The 14,746-nt window shown below is 40.0% G+C and carries 11 protein-coding genes; 4 read left to right on the top strand and 7 right to left on the bottom strand.

Translation table 11 applies throughout. The annotated features are described in order from the left end of the window. Positions 1 to 40: 40 nt before the first annotated feature. From ABN212_RS05055 to ampD, 7 genes are all read right to left on the bottom strand, one after another. Positions 41 to 412: a YacL family protein gene (locus ABN212_RS05055; RefSeq protein ID WP_349442969.1), complete on the bottom strand. Its 372-nt coding sequence runs from the start codon at positions 410 to 412 to the stop codon at positions 41 to 43. Positions 413 to 547: 135 nt separating this feature from the next. Continuing rightward, positions 548 to 3,145 (bottom strand): bifunctional aconitate hydratase 2/2-methylisocitrate dehydratase, encoded by a 2,598-nt coding sequence (gene acnB, locus ABN212_RS05050; protein ID WP_198620815.1) that lies wholly within the window; start codon positions 3,143 to 3,145, stop codon positions 548 to 550. A 488-nt stretch (positions 3,146 to 3,633) separates the two neighbouring features. Next, positions 3,634 to 5,061, bottom strand: coding sequence for a dihydrolipoyl dehydrogenase (lpdA, locus tag ABN212_RS05045; RefSeq protein ID WP_075670832.1), 1,428 nt, complete (start codon positions 5,059 to 5,061; stop codon positions 3,634 to 3,636). Between the two features lie 200 nt (positions 5,062 to 5,261). Next, complete coding sequence (gene aceF / locus ABN212_RS05040; RefSeq protein WP_349442968.1) at positions 5,262 to 7,127, bottom strand: pyruvate dehydrogenase complex dihydrolipoyllysine-residue acetyltransferase; 1,866 nt, start codon at positions 7,125 to 7,127, stop codon at positions 5,262 to 5,264. Positions 7,128 to 7,139: 12 nt separating this feature from the next. Beyond that, positions 7,140 to 9,806: a pyruvate dehydrogenase (acetyl-transferring), homodimeric type gene (gene aceE, locus ABN212_RS05035; RefSeq protein WP_349442967.1), complete on the bottom strand. Its 2,667-nt coding sequence runs from the start codon at positions 9,804 to 9,806 to the stop codon at positions 7,140 to 7,142. 163 nt (positions 9,807 to 9,969) lie between these two features. Further along, complete coding sequence (gene pdhR, locus ABN212_RS05030) at positions 9,970 to 10,740, bottom strand: pyruvate dehydrogenase complex transcriptional repressor PdhR (RefSeq protein WP_109371481.1); 771 nt, start codon at positions 10,738 to 10,740, stop codon at positions 9,970 to 9,972. A gap of 325 nt (positions 10,741 to 11,065) precedes the next feature. Beyond that, positions 11,066 to 11,608, bottom strand: a complete 543-nt coding sequence (gene ampD / locus ABN212_RS05025) for a 1,6-anhydro-N-acetylmuramyl-L-alanine amidase AmpD (protein ID WP_198620817.1) — start codon at positions 11,606 to 11,608, stop codon at positions 11,066 to 11,068. Between the two features lie 211 nt (positions 11,609 to 11,819). Between ampD and ppdD the strand changes: the two genes are divergently transcribed. From ppdD to ABN212_RS05005, 4 genes are all read left to right on the top strand, one after another. Next, a complete protein-coding gene (ppdD, locus tag ABN212_RS05020; RefSeq protein ID WP_198620818.1) occupies positions 11,820 to 12,263 on the top strand; it encodes a prepilin peptidase-dependent pilin in 444 nt (147 codons plus the stop codon). 100 nt (positions 12,264 to 12,363) lie between these two features. Then, positions 12,364 to 13,464: an ATPase, T2SS/T4P/T4SS family gene (locus tag ABN212_RS05015; protein WP_198620819.1), complete on the top strand. Its 1,101-nt coding sequence runs from the start codon at positions 12,364 to 12,366 to the stop codon at positions 13,462 to 13,464. Next, a complete protein-coding gene (locus ABN212_RS05010) occupies positions 13,461 to 14,357 on the top strand; it encodes a type II secretion system F family protein (RefSeq protein WP_349442966.1) in 897 nt (298 codons plus the stop codon). The genes ABN212_RS05015 and ABN212_RS05010 overlap by 4 nt, the downstream gene beginning before the upstream one ends. Continuing rightward, positions 14,263 to 14,661 carry a type II secretion system F family protein gene (locus tag ABN212_RS05005; protein WP_349442993.1) on the top strand — a complete coding sequence of 133 codons (399 nt, stop codon included), beginning with the start codon at positions 14,263 to 14,265 and terminating at the stop codon, positions 14,659 to 14,661. The genes ABN212_RS05010 and ABN212_RS05005 overlap by 95 nt, the downstream gene beginning before the upstream one ends. Positions 14,662 to 14,746 lie beyond the last annotated feature (85 nt).

Below are 14,746 nucleotides of genomic sequence, written 5' to 3'. Positions count from 1 at the left end.
TATATTGTGGCAGATTTATTCCAAAAATATATAGGATTTGTTAATTTTTTCTATTTTCCAGAATAAATAACCGGTATTTTTGTAGCATAGTAGCGAAATCATCTAGCCCACAAAAAGCAATGCTCTCGTTATCGTAATAACTCATGCCCTCTTCCATTTCATCTGTTTCAAAATGTAATGTATTCGCTCTTATCATCACTTCTTCGTCATCAATAGAAAGGCTGTATTCTTTACCGATTAATTCCCACTGTCTTTCACTACCTTTAATACCTTCCATTTCTTCAAAAATTTGATCTATCAGACTAATATCGCCCTGAATTTCATCATTCAGCCAATAGCCTATTGCTTCATGATCCATCGAAAAACGGGCTAGTATACCGCCAGTGAGATCTCGCTGAAATTCATAATCCATGGTGTACGCCCCTTATTAAGCTGCTACTTTTTGATAAAAAATATCTTATTCTTATTATGACAAAAATAACAAAAAACGGGAGGCATTTGCCTCCCGTTTGTTCATATAAAATACTTTAAAGCAATAAATTAATCGTTATACCGTTGTTTGGAAAATAACTTGGTCTGCTTTATCTGTATATTGCTCTAGTTGGTCAAAGTTTAAATAGCGATAAGTATCTTCTGCGGTTTCATCCACTTTACTCATAAAGTCCAGATACTCTTGTGGCTCAGGTAAACGACCTAATAATGACGCAACTGCGGCAAGCTCCGCAGAAGCAAGATACACATTCGCACCTGTACCTAAACGATTAGGGAAGTTACGTGTCGATGTTGAAACCACTGTTGCACCATCAGCAACGCGTGCTTGGTTACCCATACACAATGAACAACCCGGCACTTCGATACGCGCACCACTCTTACCAAAGACGCTGTAATAGCCTTCTTCCGTTAATTGTGCCGCATCCATTTTTGTTGGTGGTGCAACCCATAAACGTGTTGGTAATTGACCTTTATGCTGATCAAGCAGTTTACCCGCAGCACGGAAGTGACCAATATTGGTCATACAAGAACCAATAAACACTTCATCAATTTTGCTGTTTGCCACTTCTGAGAGCAGACGTGCATCATCAGGATCATTCGGCGCACATAAAATTGGCTCTTTGATCTCATTTAAATCGATTTCGATAACAGCCGCATATTCTGCATCTGCATCAGCTTCAAGTAATTGAGGATCTTTCAGCCAGTTTTCCATTGATGTAATACGACGTTCGATAGTACGGCGGTCGCCATAACCTTCAGCAATCATCCATTTCAGTAAGATGATATTAGATTGCAGATATTCAATGATAGGCGCTTTATCCAGTTTAATCGTACAACCTGCTGCTGAGCGCTCTGCTGATGCGTCAGCAAGCTCAAATGCCTGTTCTACTTTAAGCTCTGGTAAGCCTTCAATCTCAAGAATACGACCAGAGAAAATATTTTTCTTACCTTTTTTCTCAACTGTCAGTAAACCGTCTTGGATCGCGTAATAAGGAATAGCATGAACTAAATCACGCAGTGTCACACCCGGTTGCATTTCACCTTTAAAACGTACCAGAACAGATTCTGGCATATCTAATGGCATTACTCCTGTTGCCGCAGCAAAAGCCACTAAGCCTGAACCTGCTGGGAATGAGATACCAATAGGGAAACGAGTATGTGAGTCACCGCCTGTACCAACAGTATCAGGCAGTAACATGCGGTTTAACCATGAGTGGATAATACCGTCACCAGGACGCAGTGAAACTCCGCCACGGTTCATAATAAAATCAGGTAAGGTGTGATGTGTTGTAACATCTACTGGTTTTGGATAGGCCGCGGTATGACAGAATGATTGCATCACTAAATCAGCAGAGAAACCAAGACACGCCAAGTCTTTTAGCTCATCACGGGTCATTGGACCTGTGGTATCTTGTGAACCCACAGAGGTCATTTTTGGTTCGCAATATTCGCCAGGGCGAATACCTGTACGACCACAAGCACGACCAACCATTTTCTGTGCTAAAGAGAATCCACGGTTGCTTTCTTCAACAGGTTTAGCATGACGGAACAATGTGCTAACCGGTAAACCTAGCGATTCACGCGCTTTTGACGTTAATCCACGACCAATGATCAATGGAATACGACCACCAGCACGCACTTCATCAATTAATACTTCTGTTTTCAGCTCAAAGGTTTCCAGTAACTCATTTGTTTCATGGTTACGAATTTCACCTTTGTATGGGTAAATATCAATAACATCACCCATATTTAATTTAGAAACATCGACTTCGATTGGGAGTGCTCCCGCATCTTCCATAGTATTAAAGAAGATAGGCGCGATTTTGCCGCCAAGAACAACACCACCACCTCGTTTATTAGGAACGAACGGAATGTCGTCTCCCATAAACCAGAGTACAGAGTTAGTTGCTGATTTACGTGATGAGCCAGTCCCAACAACATCACCAACATAAGCCAGTGGGAAGCCTTTCTTATTTAATGCTTCGATTTGTTTAATTGGGCCTACGCTACCCGGCTGGTCAGGCTCAATGCCTTCGCGCGCATTTTTCAGCATTGCTAAAGCATGTAATGGGATATCAGGGCGGGACCAAGCATCAGGTGCTGGAGATAAGTCATCGGTATTAGTTTCACCAGTGACTTTAAATACGGTAACAGTAATTTTTTCCGCTAGTGCAGGGCGCTCAGTAAACCACTGTGCATCAGCCCAAGATTGCATAATTTGCTTAGCATAAACGTTGCCTGCTTTCGCTTTTTCCTCAACATCATAGAAGTTATCAAACATCAGTAATGTGTGAGAAAGCGCTTTGGCTGCAATTGGTGCTAACTTATCATTTTCCAGAGACTCAATTAATGCATGGATATTATAGCCACCTTGCATGGTGCCTAATAATTCAACAGCTTTTTCTGGTGTGATAAGAGGTGATGTGGTTTCGCCTTTCGCGAGGGCAGTTAAAAAGCCCGCCTTAACATAGGCAGCTTCATCAACTCCGGGTGGAACGCGGTTAACAATTAAATCAAGAAGAAATTCTTCTTCACCTTTAGGGGGATTTTTTAATAGCTCAACAAGTGCGGCTGTTTGTGTGGCATCGAGAGGTTTTGGAACGACACCTTCAGCTGCACGCTCTGCTACGTGCTTACGGTATTCTTCTAGCACGACTGTCTCCTCGCTTCTTTGTCATTTTGTATAACCCGGCTGTCTGCACCCTGTCTGTTGAAGGATGCCAGGTCAGAGGATCTTTTGCTCGCATAAAACATAAGAGGTTGTAAAATTATGCCCAGCTAAGGGCTATCAGCATAGCAAATCTTCAACACGATGTTAATTCGTTCACATAAAAGTAACATTAATCAGATTCAAATATCCACTTATTCAGATTAAAACACTTAAACAAAATATATAACAGAGACTTTTAACCAAGATTTGGGTTAATAACCACACTTTTTATAGTTTTTTTAATACCCAAATTAGCACTAAAGTGAAATTAACGGTTAAATAAACGACTAATGCACATAATAATCGATATGAGTCTTCACAAAACAGTCATATTCTAAATAGAAACCATAAAAAAAGAGCCAAGTTCTATAAAGAACTTAGCCCTTATCATTTAAACAACTTTAGTAAACTGTTTTCAGTAAACGAGTCGCTTATTTTTTCTTTTTCGCTTTTGGATTTGGCAGGTCAGTGATGCTACCTTCAAATACTTCCGCAGCCATACCAATTGATTCGTATAACGTTGGGTGAGCGTGGATAGTTAATGCGATATCTTCAGCATCACAACCCATTTCAATTGCCAGACCGATTTCACCTAACAGTTCACCACCGTTAGAACCAACAATTGCACCACCGATAACACGGTTAGTTTCTTTGTCGAAAATCAGTTTAGTCATACCATCAGCACAATCTGATGCGATTGCACGGCCTGATGCCGCCCAAGGGAAAGAAGCCACTTCATAGCTAACACCTTTCTCTTTCGCTTCTTTTTCAGTCATACCAACCCATGCAACTTCTGGTTCAGTATAAGCGATTGATGGAATAACTTTAGGATCGAAGTAATGTTTCTTACCAGAGATAACTTCTGCTGCAACGTGACCTTCATGGACACCTTTGTGAGCCAGCATTGGTTGACCAACGATGTCACCGATAGCAAAGATGTGAGGTACGTTAGTACGCATTTGTTTATCAACATGGATAAAGCCACGATCATCAACTTCGATACCTGCTTTACCCGCGTCTAACAGTTTACCGTTAGGTACACGACCGATAGCAACTAATACTGCATCGTAACGTTGTGGTTCTGCTGGGGCTTTTTTGCCTTCCATTGTTACGTAGATGCCATCTTCTTTTGCTTCAACCGCAGTTACTTTGGTTTCTAGCATCAGGTTAAATTTCTTGCTGATACGTTTGGTAAATACTTTAACCACGTCTTTATCAGCAGCAGGAATAACCTGATCAAACATTTCAACTACGTCAATCTGAGAACCCAGAGAGTGATAAACCGTTCCCATTTCCAGACCGATGATACCACCACCCATAACCAGTAAACGCTCTGGTACGGTTTTCAGTTGCAGTGCATCTGTTGAGTCCCATACACGAGGATCTTCATGTGGAATGAATGGTAATTCGATTGGACGTGAGCCGGCAGCAACGATTGCATTGTCAAAAGTGATGGTAGTTGTACCTTCAGCACCTTCAACAGACAATGTGTGAGAACCAGTGAATCGTGCTTCGCCATTAACGACAGTAACTTTACGGCCTTTAGCCATGCCCGCTAAGCCACCCGTTAACTGAGAGATAACTTTATCTTTCCAGATGCGAATTTTGTCGATATCTGTTTTTGGTGCGTCAAATACAACACCGTGTTCAGACAATGCTTTCGCTTCTTCGATAACTTTAGCAACGTGGAGTAACGCTTTAGAAGGGATACAACCCACGTTCAGACAAACACCACCTAAAGTAGAGTGACGTTCAACTAAAACTGTTTCTAAACCTAAGTCAGCGCAACGGAACGCCGCGGAATAACCCGCAGGGCCTGCACCGAGAACCACTACCTGTGCTTTAATTTCAGTACTCATCGTGACCTCATTATTTATTTGTCCGGCGAGTCAGACGATAATCCATATTTAACACCGAGACTTACATACCGCATGCAGTTTACAGAAATGTTAATAAACTGAAAAGCGCTCTAACATGACGGATCTCACAACCTAAGATGTATGACTGTAAAACCCATCACTGTAATCAGAGAAACCGGCGCTAAGCACCGGTTTTAAAATTACATTACCAAACGACGTAAATCACTCATGTACTGATTAATCAGAGTGATGAATCGAGCACCATCAGCACCATCGATCACACGGTGATCGAAAGATAGTGACATTGGTAAAATCAAGCGTGGTACGAATTCTTTACCATTCCATACAGGTTTCATAGAAGAACGGGAAAGTCCCATAATCGCAACTTCTGGTGCGTTAACGATTGGTGCAAAACCGGTAGTACCGATACCACCAAGGCTAGAAATAGTGAAACATCCGCCTTGCATATCTGCTGCTGTCAGTTTACCTGCACGCGCTTTCTTAGAAACTTCAGCTAACTCATAAGACAGTTCGATAATGCCTTTTTTGTTAACATCTTTGAAAACAGGAACAACAAGACCGTTAGGTGTATCTACTGCGATACCGATATTGATGTATTTTTTCAGGATCAGTTTCTGTCCATCTTCAGAGATAGAGCTGTTAAAACGAGGCATATCTGCCAGCGCTTTCGCTGCTGCTTTCATTACGAAGACTAATGGCGTGATCTTAACATCCAGTTTTTTCTTCTCTGCTTCTTTATTTTGCTGCTTACGGAATTCTTCAACCTCAGTAATATCTGCTTCATCAAACAGATTTACGTGAGGGATCATCACCCAGTTACGGCTTAAGTTAGCACCAGAGATCTTCTGGATACGGCTTAATTCAACTTCTTCAATTTCACCAAACTTGCTGAAGTCAACTTTCGGCCAAGGTAACATGCCAGGTAATCCGCCACCTGCATTAGCTGGCGCTGATTCAGCACGTTTAATTAATTCTTTCACGTAAGACTGAACGTCTTCACGTAAGATACGACCTTTACGACCAGTACCTTTTACTTTCGCTAAATTCACACCGAATTCGCGCGCTAAGCGACGAATAACTGGTGTTGCATGAACATAAGCATCATTTTCAACAAACTCTTCTTTCGCAGCTGGCGCAGTCGCTTGTGCTTTAGCTGGTGCTACTGGTGCAGAACTTGCTGGCGCTGGCGCGGTTGCTGCTGGTGCTTGAGCGACAGGCGCTGCACCGGCAACTTCGAAAGTCATGATCAGTGAGCCAGTTTTCACTTTGTCACCCACTGCAATTTTGATCTCTTTAACCACACCTGCAAATGGTGCTGGCACTTCCATTGAAGCTTTGTCACCTTCAACTGTGATCAGAGATTGTTCTTCAGAGATGGAATCACCTACTTTCACCATCACTTCAGTAACTTCAACTTCATCACCGCCGATATCTGGAACATTCACTTCTTTCACAGCAGATGCTGCTGGTGCAGATGCCGTTGGAGCTTGTGCTGGTGCTGCTTGAGCAACAGGTGCGCTACCTGCAACTTCAAATACCATGATAAGAGAGCCTGTGCTCACTTTATCACCTGTTGCAATTTTAATTTCTTTCACTACGCCAGCAAATGGTGCTGGTACTTCCATTGAAGCTTTGTCGCCTTCAACAGTAATCAGTGATTGTTCTTCAGCAACGCTATCGCCCACTTTTACCATCACTTCAGTGACTTCAACTTCGTCACCACCAATATCTGGAACGTGAACTTCTTTCAGCGCAGCTGTTGCAGGTGCTGCGGCTGGTGCAGCTGCTTGAGCTGGTGCTGCTTGCGCGGCACCTTCTGCTTCAAAAATCATGATAAGAGAACCCGTTTGGACTTTATCGCCTACGGCAATTTTGATCTCTTTAACAATACCCGCTTGTGGTGATGGGACTTCCATAGACGCTTTATCGCCTTCTACGGTGATTAAGGATTGTTCTTCCTCAATACGGTCACCCACTTTCACCATCACTTCGGTGACTTCAACTTCATCAGCACCGATATCTGGGACTTTAATTTCAATAGACATTCACTTTACCTCTTACGCCAGACGTGGGTTTACTTTTTCAGGGTTGATGTTGTATTTTTTGATTGCTTCTTCAACAACCTTCACATCAATCTCACCACGTTTAGCTAATTCACCTAATGCAGCAACAATCACATAAGAAGTATCAACTTCAAAGTGGTGACGCAGGTTTTCACGGCTATCAGAACGACCGAAACCATCAGTACCTAATACGCGGTAATCATCTGCTGGTACATAAGTACGAACTTGTTCAGCAAACAATTTCATGTAGTCAGTAGACGCAACAGCTGGTGCATCATTCATAATTTGAGCGATGTAAGGTACGCGTGGTGTTTCTGATGGGTGCAGCATGTTCCAACGTTCACAATCTTGACCATCACGAGCCAATTCAGTGAATGAAGTTACGCTATAAACATCAGAACCAATACCGTATTCAGCAGACAGGATTTCTGCGGCTTCACGAACGTGACGCAGGATAGAACCTGAACCCAGTAACTGAACTTTACCTTTCGCACCTTCGTGTGATTTCAGTTTGTAGATACCTTTACGGATACCTTCTTCAACACCGGCTGGCATTGCTGGCATATGGTAGTTTTCGTTCAGTGTAGTGATGTAGTAATAAACGTTTTCTTGTTTATCACCATACATACGCTCTAAACCGTCTTGCATGATAACAGCAACTTCATAAGCGAATGCTGGATCATAAGAGATACAGTTAGGGATAGTCAGCGATTGAATATGGCTATGACCATCTTCGTGCTGTAAGCCTTCACCGTTAAGTGTTGTACGACCTGAAGTACCACCTACTAAGAAACCACGTGCTTGTTGGTCGCCTGCTGCCCAGCATAAGTCGCCAATACGTTGGAAACCAAACATTGAGTAGTAGATATAGAATGGGATCATTGGCAGATTGTTAGTGCTGTAAGATGTTGCAGCCGCTAACCAAGATGCGCCAGCACCCAGTTCATTGATACCTTCTTGCAGAATCTGACCTTTAACGTCTTCTTTATAGTAAGCAACTTGCTCACGGTCTTGAGGCGTATATTGTTGGCCATTCGGGCTATAAATACCGATTTGACGGAACAGACCTTCCATACCGAAAGTACGTGCTTCGTCAGCAATAATTGGAACTAAACGATCTTTGATAGATTTGTTTTTCAACATCACGTTCAGAGCACGAACGAATGCGATAGTTGTTGAAATCTCTTTAGATTGTTCTTCCAGTAATTGGCTGAAATCTTCCAGTGTTGGGATATCCAGTTTTTCTTCAAAACGTGGACGACGAGCTGGTAAGTAACCGCCTAAATCCTGACGACGTGCGTGCAGGTATTTGTACTCTTCTGACTCTTTGTCAAAAGTAATATAAGGCAGGTCTTTGATTTGCTCATCAGCAACAGGAATATTGAAACGATCACGGAAATGGTGAACGCCATCCATGTTCATTTTCTTAACTTGGTGAGCGATGTTTTTACCTTCTGCCGTTTCACCCATACCATAACCTTTGATGGTTTGAGCTAAAATAACAGTTGGTTTACCTTTAGTCTCTTTTGCTTTTTGGAATGCAGCAAAGACTTTCTTCGGATCGTGACCACCGCGGTTTAATGCCCAAATCTCGTCATCAGTCATGTCTTTAACTAATGCAGCAGTTTCTGGGTAGCGATTGAAGAAGTGTTCACGAACGTAAGCACCGTCACGAGATTTAAACGTTTGGTAGTCACCATCCAGTGTTTCGTTCATTAATTGAACGAGTTTACCAGAAGTGTCTTTACGCAGCAGTTCGTCCCAACGGTCGCCCCACATCACTTTGATAACGTTCCAGCCAGCACCTGCGAAGATACCTTCTAGTTCGTTAACAATTTTACCGTTACCTGTCACTGGGCCATCAAGGCGCTGTAAGTTACAGTTAACAACGAAGCACAGGTTATCTAATTTTTCGCGAACAGCGATAGTGATAGCACCTTTAGATTCTGGTTCGTCCATTTCACCATCACCTAAGAACGCATACACAGTTTGTGCAGTGGTGTTCTTCAAGCCACGATGATTTAAATATTTCAGGAACTTAGCCTGATAAATTGCAGATAGTGGTCCCAGACCCATAGAAACTGTTGGGAACTGCCAGAATTCAGGCATTAATTTAGGGTGCGGATAAGAAGATAAACCTTTACCACCAATTTCTTGACGGAAGTTGTTTAATTGATCTTCTGTTAAACGACCTTCTAAGAATGCACGTGCATAGATACCTGGGGAGATATGACCTTGGAAATAAACCAAGTCGCCGCCATCAGTTTCATTTTGCGCACGGAAGAAATGGTTAAAGCACACTTCATATAAAGTTGCAGAAGATTGGAATGACGCCATGTGTCCGCCGAGTTCCAAATCTTTTTTGGATGCACGCAGAACCATCATTACTGCGTTCCAGCGAATAGCAGAACGAATACGACGCTCTAATTCCAGATTGCCAGGGTAAGCGGGTTCATCTTCAGCAGGAATGGTATTGATATAATCACTGTGTACAGAACCGCCTAAAGCGATATTAAGACCACCATTACGGGCTTGTTTTAATACCTGATCAATCAGGAACTGTGCACGTTCAACACCTTCTTCACGGATGACCGAGTCGATCGCTTGTAACCAGTCGCGAGTTTCGATCGGATCCACGTCATTTTTCAGCATATCTGACATGGTGTATTCCTTATCTGTTATCTGTTTTTAATGGTTATGGGAGCCTATCTTCCCGTTCTACCCATCTGATATGACGGGAAGATAGGCCCTGCTGTTATTACCGCTTCCCCTGAAAATCACAGGGCGATAGATAGTACAGACTCAGCGGTCAGGATCTGTGCTACTAAAATAAATCCGGATGTTGTTGTAGCCGGCGCAAAGAGCGCTCACGGCGAGTATGTTCACGACTCATATCCAACAAAACATCTTCAATAAAGGCCAAATGGCGATGTGATGCTTCACGCGCAGCTTCTGGCTCTCTATTAATAATAGCCTGATAAATCTGACTACGATGCTCACTTACTGCTGTTAACATCTCTTTACGAGTGTAAAGAAACTCAAAATTCTGGCGGATATTTTGCTCAAGCATTGGCACCATGCATCGTAATAGATGTAATAAAACGACATTATGAGCAGCTTCCGTGACAATTAATTGATATTGCAATACAGCTTCAGACTCAGCGATTAAATCACCCTCTTCATGGGCTTTCAAAATGCAATCATGGCTAGCTTTGATACGTTCAAGATCTTCATCAGTACCACGTAATGCAGCGTAATATGCAGCAATACCTTCAAGTGCATGACGAGTTTCTAAAAGATCAAATTGAGATTCGGGGTGTCCGCTAAGCAGTTGAGCTAAAGGATCACTAAAACTTTGCCAGAGATTATGCTGAACAAAAGTACCACCGCCTTGGCGACGGAGTAAAAACCCTTTAGCTTCTAATTTTTGGATTGCTTCACGCAATGAAGGGCGAGATACATCAAATTGTTTTGCCAGTTCACGCTCAGGTAAGAGTTTTTCTCCTGGGCGCAGAGTACCTTCTAAAATCAGATGTTCAAGCTGTTGCTCAATAACATCAGAAAGCTTAGGTTGGCGGATTTTTGTATAAGCCATATTGCTGGAAGCCATTATTGGATAACTATTACCTTAGTGATTGAGTTGTCAATTGGTAATACCAATTTAATATAACGGATAATAAAGTAACAAAGTATTCACTAACTGTCCATACAGTTGTTGAGCGAAATCATAAAAACCTGCAAATTTTAACAAATTATTTTAAAAATTCATCAAAATTGATAACTAGATCGCATTACACAGAAACGCTAAAAATAAATTTTTTAACGTTTTTTAAACACATAAACAATCAAACTGAAGCGTGACAGCAATATTATTTTGAATTTAAATTCATAATTTATAATTTTAAATTCGATTTAGGTGGTTATTTTGTTAACAAACTGCGGTAATAAGCCCAATCAAAGTGAGGTCCTGGATCAGTTTTTCTATTTGGTGCAACATCACTATGCCCAGTAATGTTTTCTTCAATAGCAGGATAAAGAGCAATAAGCGATTGAGTTATCTTCACTAATTGTTGATATTGCTGCTGGGTAAAATCGCATTCATCAGTACCTTCAAGCTCAATACCAATAGAGAAATCATTACATTTTTCTCTGCCTTTATATAAAGAAACACCAGCATGCCACGCTCTCTCAGTAAAAGGCACATATTGCACAATTTCTCCATCACGACGAATAAGGCAATGAGCCGATACTCTTAAGCTAACAATCTCACTAAAAAAAGGATGGTCTTGCTCTGATAATGTATTGGTGAAAAGCTGGTCAATATAAGGTCCACCAAATTGGCCAGGAGGCAAACTGATATTATGAACAATTAATAAAGAAGGCTGCTCACCTTCGGGTCTCTTATCATGATTAGGTGAAGGAACTTGTCTAGCATCGATTAGCCAACCTTGTTTAATTTCCACATCAACCCTCTTTTATTTTGTTTTAGCCATTATCAATAATGTTATTAACGCATACTCATCAATAAATGCGAACTTTCCCTCAATAATAAAGGCTAAATATGTATATCTCCTTTTTCTTTTCGATATTTTACTCAAACTTTATTTTATCTATTCGCCAATAAAGTCCTTTTTTTTCATACTTCTAGTGTCTATTACTCAAGGAGGACGCTAGATGAATGTACTTAATTATCACTCTAATGAAAATGGTTTTACCCTTATGGAGCTTATGATTGTAATTGCTATCATCTCGATTTTAAGCTCTGTTGCTATTCCGGCTTATCAAGGTTATATCCAAAAAGCCGCATTAACCGATGTATTGCAAACACTGTCTCCCTATCGTTCTGCAATAGAATTATGTCGCTATGAAAACGAGCCTCAACACTGTAATTCTGATTCAACCTTTATACCGCAACAATTCCGTAGTCGATATTTGTCCGATATTAATGTGTTAAACGGTGTGATTAGTGCAATCGGAAAATCACAGCTTGATGGTCTGACGATCACAATGTCGCCAGAGAAAGGAATTAACGATCTTCTTCCGATATGGAAAACACAATGTTCAACAGCAAATCTTACGTTGCAAAAACAGTGTAGTGAGATTTTAAAATCATATTAGTGCTTTAGATATAAAGGAGCACTCATATTGAGTGTTCCTATTACGCACATTAAACATTGAAGACAACACAGATAAATCAAAAAGTATAAAGAGGTGAAGAATGGATATCACACACTCTGCAACAGAATTTATTGAGCATCTATTACGTGAAAGTATTTTAAAACGCGTCTCTGATTTACATATAGAGCCTCAACAAACCAGTGTAAGAATTCGAGCCAGAATAGATAATCACTTATATCTATTATCATCTCCTCCAGATGAATTCTCTGAAGGAATAGTCACTCGATTAAAGGTACTTGCTAACTTAAATATTGCAGAAAAGCGGTTACCTCAAGATGGGCAATTTAGTTGGTCTTATAATGAAAAAAACTATTCTATACGAATAGCGACACTCCCCACGCTGTATGGTGAAAAAGTTGTTTTACGACTTATAAATAATTTACAACAACCAGAATTAAATCATCTAGGTTTTCAACCCTCGCATTTAACGCTATTAAAGAAATATTTAAATTTACCGCAAGGAATGATTTTAGTCACAGGGCCAACGGGAAGCGGGAAAACACTCACTTTGTATAGTTGTTTACACTATTTAAATAAAGAGAACCTAAATATAAATAGTGTTGAAGATCCGATTGAATTACCTCTAAAAGGTATTAATCAAATTCAAATTTCTGAAAAATCAGGGATCTCATTTACGACAATATTACGAGCATTACTACGCCAAGATCCTGACATTATCATGGTAGGTGAGATACGTGACCAATCGACTGCTGAAATGGCAATAAAATCAGCGCAAACAGGGCACCTTGTATTATCAACCTTACATACTAATTCGGCTTCATCCACATTAATGCGTCTATATAACTTAGGGATTGAAAAAGATCTTATTCATTCCTGTGTTAGTTTAATTATTTCACAACGATTAGTTCGTTGTTTGTGCCCTCACTGTAAAATATGCTTATCCAATAAACAGCATATTAGTATAAATAAAGAAGAGGTCGAATTACCAAATTGGCAAGCTGTTGGTTGCCAGCAATGCTGTTCAGGCTATAGCGGAAGAACGGCTATCTATGAATGCTTTGAACCATCAAAACAAACACACTCATCCCTTTATCATCTACTCTATTCAGGTTTTTCATTAATTAAACAAGGCATAACAACACTTGAGGAGGTTTATCAAACGCTAGGAGATATTGAATGAGATTACAGCTAATTTATCGCTATGATGCATTAAATTATCAAGGAGAATGGTGCACTGGAAAAATACTTGCCTCCTCTAATAACGAAGCATTTATTAACTTAACTCAACAACAAAAAGTTCCCATAAAAATCCGTTTATATAAAATCGTTTTATTTCAAGATGCTGATAAACAATATCGAATTCAATTATTCGAACAATTAGCTTTATTACTTCGTTCTGGTTTAGCACTTCTTCCTGCATTAACACTATTAAAAAATGAATGTCGTTACTCACATTGGCAATGTGTATTAGAAGATATTATTTTTAACTTAATGCAAGGAGGCTCACTTTCTAAACAATTAAATCGCTATCCACTTTATTTTCCAACCTCACTAAGTCGTTTTGTTTTTATTGGTGAAGAAAGTGGGAAGTTAGATGAAGTGATTACTCTGCAAATAATACAGTTAAAAAAACACCGAGAGATTGTAAAAAGAATCAAAAAAGCTTTTAAATATCCTATTTTTTTACTGACTGTATTAGTTTTTATTACCAGTATTATGTTGCTCTATGTTTTACCTGAATATCAATCTTTATACAGCGCCTTTAATACAGAACTTCCTCTTTTAACACTCGCCCTTATTGATTTTTCACAATGGCTTACTGATTATATCTGCATGATAGTGTTTATCTTTATCGGGTTAATATTTATTTATCGTTTGATTCGTTACTCTTTATCACCCTTTTATTTTGCTGAACAAGCTCTCTTTCTTCATCTTCCCTATTTAGGTAAACTTTTTAAAATATCAGCAGCAACATCTTATTTTTCAGATAATCAGTATTACACAACAAGCAGGATTACCTTTATTACAAAGCTTAAAAATAGGAACAGAACAACTTACACACCCTATTTATAAGCGAATCCTTTCTCAAATGAGTGATCACATTATGCAAGGTAAATCGTTGAGCTTATTTATGAAGAATGAGCCTCTTTTTACACCTATTTGTTATCAGTTTATTATTTGTGCAGAAAGCTCAGGGCAGTTACTCTATTTTTGCCAGCAATTGAGTGATTGGTTTTATCATCAACTCGATGAGCAATTAAAGACAATTAGTGCTTGGTTAGAACCAATGCTGATGACGGTCATTGCATTGATTATTGGCACATTAATCATTGCTATGTATCTTCCTATATTACAGTTAGGTGATACTATACAGTGAATCACAAGTTTTATGAGTAACATGCTGTTACTCTATATTGCACTAACTTATTGATTGATGGTAATTCTATTACATATTATGAGGT

The organism is Proteus genomosp. 6, assembly GCF_040139785.1.
In the GTDB taxonomy this organism is placed as follows: domain Bacteria; phylum Pseudomonadota; class Gammaproteobacteria; order Enterobacterales; family Enterobacteriaceae; genus Proteus.
This window is presented reverse-complemented; position numbering and strand designations above follow the sequence as displayed.